General features: G+C 48.1%; 5 protein-coding genes. 1 reads left to right on the forward strand and 4 read right to left on the reverse strand.

All coding sequences use genetic code 11. The annotated features are described in order from the left end of the window. Positions 1-121 precede the first annotated feature (121 nt). Together JIN82_RS03435 and JIN82_RS03440 are read right to left on the reverse strand one after the other, a co-directional pair. A complete protein-coding gene (locus JIN82_RS03435; protein ID WP_200310244.1) occupies positions 122-520 on the reverse strand; it encodes a hypothetical protein in 399 nt (132 codons plus the stop codon). A gap of 129 nt (positions 521-649) precedes the next feature. Further along, complete coding sequence (locus tag JIN82_RS03440) at positions 650-1060, reverse strand: DUF2750 domain-containing protein (protein ID WP_200310245.1); 411 nt, start codon at positions 1058-1060, stop codon at positions 650-652. A 122-nt stretch (positions 1061-1182) separates the two neighbouring features. Here JIN82_RS03440 and JIN82_RS03445 point away from each other — a divergent pair, with 122 nt between their 5' ends. Beyond that, positions 1183-2331, forward strand: a complete 1149-nt coding sequence (locus JIN82_RS03445) for an IS110 family RNA-guided transposase (protein WP_200310246.1) — start codon at positions 1183-1185, stop codon at positions 2329-2331. A gap of 979 nt (positions 2332-3310) precedes the next feature. Here the strand turns inward: JIN82_RS03445 and JIN82_RS03450 are convergent. Continuing rightward, entirely contained in the window at positions 3311-3838 is a 528-nt protein-coding gene (locus tag JIN82_RS03450) for a hypothetical protein (protein ID WP_234041747.1), read from the reverse strand. A 580-nt stretch (positions 3839-4418) separates the two neighbouring features. After that, on the reverse strand, positions 4419-4787 hold the full coding sequence (locus tag JIN82_RS03455) for an antibiotic biosynthesis monooxygenase (protein ID WP_200309474.1): 369 nt from the start codon (positions 4785-4787) through the stop codon (positions 4419-4421). Positions 4788-4838 lie beyond the last annotated feature (51 nt).

Raw genomic sequence — 4838 nt, forward strand, 5'->3', positions numbered from 1 at the left:
CGTCGATACTGGGTTAAGGTTTATAGTTTTCATAAAACTGACACTGGAAACGCGCCATAGGGAGTTAGGTGATACGTCTTGTTATGCAAATTTGATTTAGTTTCATTGTGCTAGTTACAAGCTAGGTCTGTTCCAATGGTAATGATACAACCGCTCGCTTAATACCAGATATAATGCCTAATCTAATCAACTCATTCTCAACTAAGCAAACAATATCTTCCTGAGACGGTAGTGGATCCGCTCCAAAATAGAGAGACTTATTCCTTGTTCCTGTAAGAGTGAGTGTGATGGCTATCCTATCTGGCAAAGCTATATCACGTATTTCACCTAAAAGTTGTAATTCTTCTGATACCTTTACTGTAAATTCTTGTCCTGAAATATGGCTAATTTCCCCTGTAACTTCGGGAGTAAAGTAATTCCCAGATGAACTATTCTCCACGCCTTCTGAAAGACCGACGAAAGATACCCCAATTAGGCTGATTGTTAGCAAAATGACCAGAGTAATAGCGAAGCGTTTCATTGATAGCATAACGTCTAGCACACCAACCGCTGACCGTTCAGCGCGCTACGTTTTTGGGTTGTGATTGAAATTATCATAAGGTCATTAATTCGGCGGGGAAGCGGTTGGGTGCTGCGCCTTGTTCTGCAGTCATTTGTTTAGCGCGTCGTATCGGTCCTTATGGTTCTGTTGAAGTTCTACTGGCATCTCACTCTCAATCTCCTCGCGTAACTCGAAAGGATCACACTCGACGCCAATCAAATCGCCGGTCCAATTCGTGCCAGCAAGGACTCCATCCTCACTCATTCCCGGCAACCACCTAAACAGGAAGTCGAATAAGTCCATGGACGTCTCTTCGTAGTCCTCGAATCCGTTCGACCGCGCACGGGTCGCATAGGCACGATCAGACCAAAACATCAGAACCGTCGTCTCCTCATCGTCGTTCGAAACCGAATTAGCGACGCCGGCTGGATGGGATAGATACCAGACCATCTCCTTCTCAACGACGCGTTCGATAAATCGTCGATGATTGGCATCACATGTTGCACGATCTAGGAGCATTTTTTTTGCAGAGATTCTATGGCTGAAGCTCAGCAGGGGTTTCAGTGTCGACCTTGTTAGCCAAGCGCTTGCGGGCGCTGTGTACTTGCGAGCATACCGCTTGCTCAAATAGAATCATTCTCATGTCTTCTAAAAAATACTATGTTGGATTAGATGTCCACAAGGAATCTGTAGCCATTGCCTCTATCAAGGAGGGGGAGCGTGGCGAGGCTAACTACTTTGGCTCATGTGGTGGTAGTAATTTGGCCGTCGAACGAGCGCTTAGGAAGCTAGCTAAGCAGCTAGGGGTTGATGTGAAAGAGCTAGATGTATGTTATGAGGCTGGCCCCACTGGTTTTGTTCTAGGCCGTAGGCTCTTGCAGCTGGGCATAGAATGTTCGCTGTGTGCACCTAGCAAGACTGAACGAAAAGCAGGTGAGCAAATCAAAACCGATAAGCGCGATGCTAAACAGTTAGCCCGAGCCCATAAAAATGGTGACCTGACTCTAGTTCGAATCCCCCCTCAGCTAGATGAAGCCATGCGTGATGTTTGCCGTGCCAGAACAGACGCGGTTGACGATCTTGCTAGAGCCAAGCAGCGGCTAGGGGCCTTTTTGCTACGTCACGGTTTTCGCTATTCTGGAAAAACCAACTGGACAGCAGCTCACATGAGGTACCTAAGAGATCTAACGATGCCCAATGATACCCAGAAGGTAGTTCTTGAGGAATACTTACAGGCTATCAACTACTGCGTCACCCGTATTCAGCGCTTTAAGGATAAGCTCTTCGAGCTGCTTCAAGATTGGCAATGGAAGCCAGTTGTAGACGCGCTGATGGCCTGTAAGGGGTTTCAAGAAGTAGCGGCGACCACTATCGTTAGCGAGTTAGGAGATTTACGGCGTTTTCAAAATCCACGGCAGCTGATGGCCTTTGTTGGTTTGGTTCCCAGTGAGAAATCATCTGGCGAAACTCGCAGGCAAGGATCTATCACCAAGTGCGGCAATAGCCATGCACGCTGGATGTTAGTAGAATGCGCTCAGCATTTTCGGCGCCCCCCAAAAGTGAGTGGAGCCCTAGGTGATAGACAAAAAGGGCAGAGCAAAGAAGTCCTCGAGCTAGCCTGGCGGATGCAGAACCGGCTGCATAAACGATACGTAAAATTGAAGATGCGAGGCAAGAACGAGAATAAGTGTATTGTCGCCGTTGCTAGAGAGCTCGTTGCCTTCATCTGGGAGCTACAAAATAAATGCAATCTAGCAATGCCTGAGATGGAATGTGTTACTGAAAGTTAGAGCAAAGCGCAGGTGAACCACTAAGAACGGAGGGAACAAGGAATTATTTAGATACCAACTAAAACTTCAAAAGAGAGTCTAGCAGCAGCCCATAAAACAGGCTCAAGATCAGTCCTCGTTGACGTTAGGAGCAGGCTTCCCACGAAGCTAGCGCTCGGTCCGAGAGAGAGGATAAGATCATTAGGTGAAGACAAAAAACGGTGGTACCCAGTCCACGTATATCAGCAAACAAAGTCTGCGCGAATGCACACCAGGCCCTGCTGCTAGGCTCTCCTTTGAAGTTATAAAAAACTTAGCTACTTATGAAAATAACTAGAATAAATAGGTGTGTTCACTTGACAAAACTTCAGCCATATCAACGTCAAGGGTGACCCGCCGCCTACAGGCAGCGCCACTCCGCAACAGGGTTAAGGGTTAAAGTTAACAGGGTCATTTCGACTCGGGGCGTGTAGGCGGTTGGTGTCCACCCGCTTGTTCTCTCCCGATTGTCTCGTAGGTGGCTGAGAGGTGATCGGAGACCTCGGCCGGGTTGATTAGAATCGCATAGCAGCAAAGAATCTGTTCGCCGGTGGAAACCCGCAGTGCATCAGAATCACACTGACCGTCGGCTCGCATCGTGATCGATCCCAGAATATCCGGAAGCTCGAATTCCGCAACAGCTCCAAAGAGCCCAGGTCGAAATTCTGTTCGTTCTGGATGTCTCGTCATCTTCATCTCAGCGATTGGCAAATCACCATGCCACGAGACGAACTGATCAACCAGTGTGAGATCAGAGCGAATTGAAGCGGAACATGGTCGACAGCAAGTCTTACCATCGATGACTGCGATCTCCGACGGCTTTGTATCGTCTCCGCAAAGCTCACACCGTATTGCCGCTTCCTTGGGAGCTTCCGTCATTTTTTGAGAGAACGTCCGAGGTGTGGCAGCGGCTACTGGAAGCGCCACCTCGAAACAGGGTTAAGTGTTGTAGTAAAGAGGGTCATGTCGACTCAGAGCGAGTAGCTGCTTGTCCACCACCGTCTTGTTCGCCTGATTCGTTTCCGTAGTCGTAGTGATCCACGAGTGCACGCTTCGTGATAAAATCGAATAACTCAGGAACGGAATTCGAAGCAGTTAGACCTGCCTCCCATTCCTCGTGATCTGTCCACTGATAGAGCAGATCTCCCGGATCGTTCTCTAGAAGCTCTCTGATCCGTTGCTTCATCTGGTCTAGGTCAGCCTCTCCAGCCGGCCCGAGATCCACCTGAAACCTCTTGATCGGGTTGTAGCAAACGTGAGCAAGGAATCGGTGGAGTCCCGAAATCTGTGGTTCGGGAGTGACTCCTGTAATCTTGAAGGTTTTACCATCGCGATCGTAGAAGCGCCGATCACTGCAGAAGCAACCACCTATAATCGCTAGGAGGTTACAAAGCCCCATCTGATCTGCGGACTCGTATAGCCCGATCGATGACTTCGAGGCAGGAAAACTATCGCCCAGATCGATAAGCGGATACTTGATGGACTTCATTCTTTTGAGGCGAACGTCTAGCACATCAACCGCTGACCATTCAGCGCGCTACGTTTCTGGGTTGAGATTGAAATTGTCATAAAGGTGATTAATTCGGCGGGGAAGCGGTTGGGTGCTGCGCCTTGTTAGCCTAATTATTTCTTAGCTTTTCTAAATAACCATTGATGGTTGCACTTAGGGCAGCAAATTTTGTCAGCGTTCTTTCGTATCTCACACATTGGCACCTCCTTACCGTCCTTATCTATTGCAATAATATCAGCAACCATCGGCATCTTGATTAAAAAGCTTTTACACGATCCACAAGTAAATCCTAGCATAAGAAATTTCATGTGTTCAGAGGTGTATCGATCTACGATACCAACTAGCAGTGCTGATATGGTTCCTGTCAACGAGCAGTATATTCTCAGTGGAAATAGTAGTAGAGCTTTCATCTTTTGGCTAACGTCGAAGTCCTCTCACACCTGCCCGGGGGCGCGGCTTCGACTGCGGTTTGAGGGTTGAATGATCATGACGGATTGAACTCGCAGCGGGGCAGGTGTTGGGAGCGACGCCTTGTTCTGCCCGGTGTTCTATTTGTGCTTTATTTTGTGCAGAGGTTTGTAACTGCAACTTTCTCGAATAGATGAGGGCTAGCAACTGAACTCGATGGGTATGCACCCATAGCGGCTTTGAAGTCCGGGTGATTGAATGCATTCTTAAAATCTTCGACCGAATCCCAGGTAGCGTAGTTCATAAATACAGAACTCTGACCGATGGCGCGATGCAGTTGCGTGGAGATGTAACCGGGCTGCTGCTTCATCCAGTTGGCATCATTCTCCCATGCTTTGATGAGTTGATCGGCCTCCTCTGGAGCAACGGTGAATACGTTGACGAGGACAACAGGAGACGCGGTTTCGTCGAGTTGTTGATGGATTGGACAGGTTTCGTCGAGTGGTTTAAATGAGATCATTGTCTTTTCTTGGTTAGGATTCTTAGTATTTGAGATATTTTTTGGCAGAAC

The organism is Persicirhabdus sediminis, assembly GCF_016595495.1.
GTDB lineage: Bacteria > Verrucomicrobiota > Verrucomicrobiia > Verrucomicrobiales > Akkermansiaceae > Persicirhabdus > Persicirhabdus sediminis.

Excerpts from the sequence above, each read along its gene's own strand:
- JIN82_RS03435 (WP_200310244.1), bottom strand. The coding sequence starts at position 520 with ATGAAACGCTTCGCTATTACTCTGGTCATTTTGCTAACAATCAGCCTA.
- JIN82_RS03455 (WP_200309474.1), bottom strand. The coding sequence starts at position 4,787 with ATGATCTCATTTAAACCACTCGACGAAACCTGTCCAATCCATCAACAA.
- JIN82_RS03450 (WP_234041747.1), bottom strand. The coding sequence starts at position 3,838 with ATGAAGTCCATCAAGTATCCGCTTATCGATCTGGGCGATAGTTTTCCT.
- JIN82_RS03445 (WP_200310246.1), top strand. The coding sequence starts at position 1,183 with ATGTCTTCTAAAAAATACTATGTTGGATTAGATGTCCACAAGGAATCT.
- JIN82_RS03440 (WP_200310245.1), bottom strand. The coding sequence starts at position 1,060 with ATGCTCCTAGATCGTGCAACATGTGATGCCAATCATCGACGATTTATC.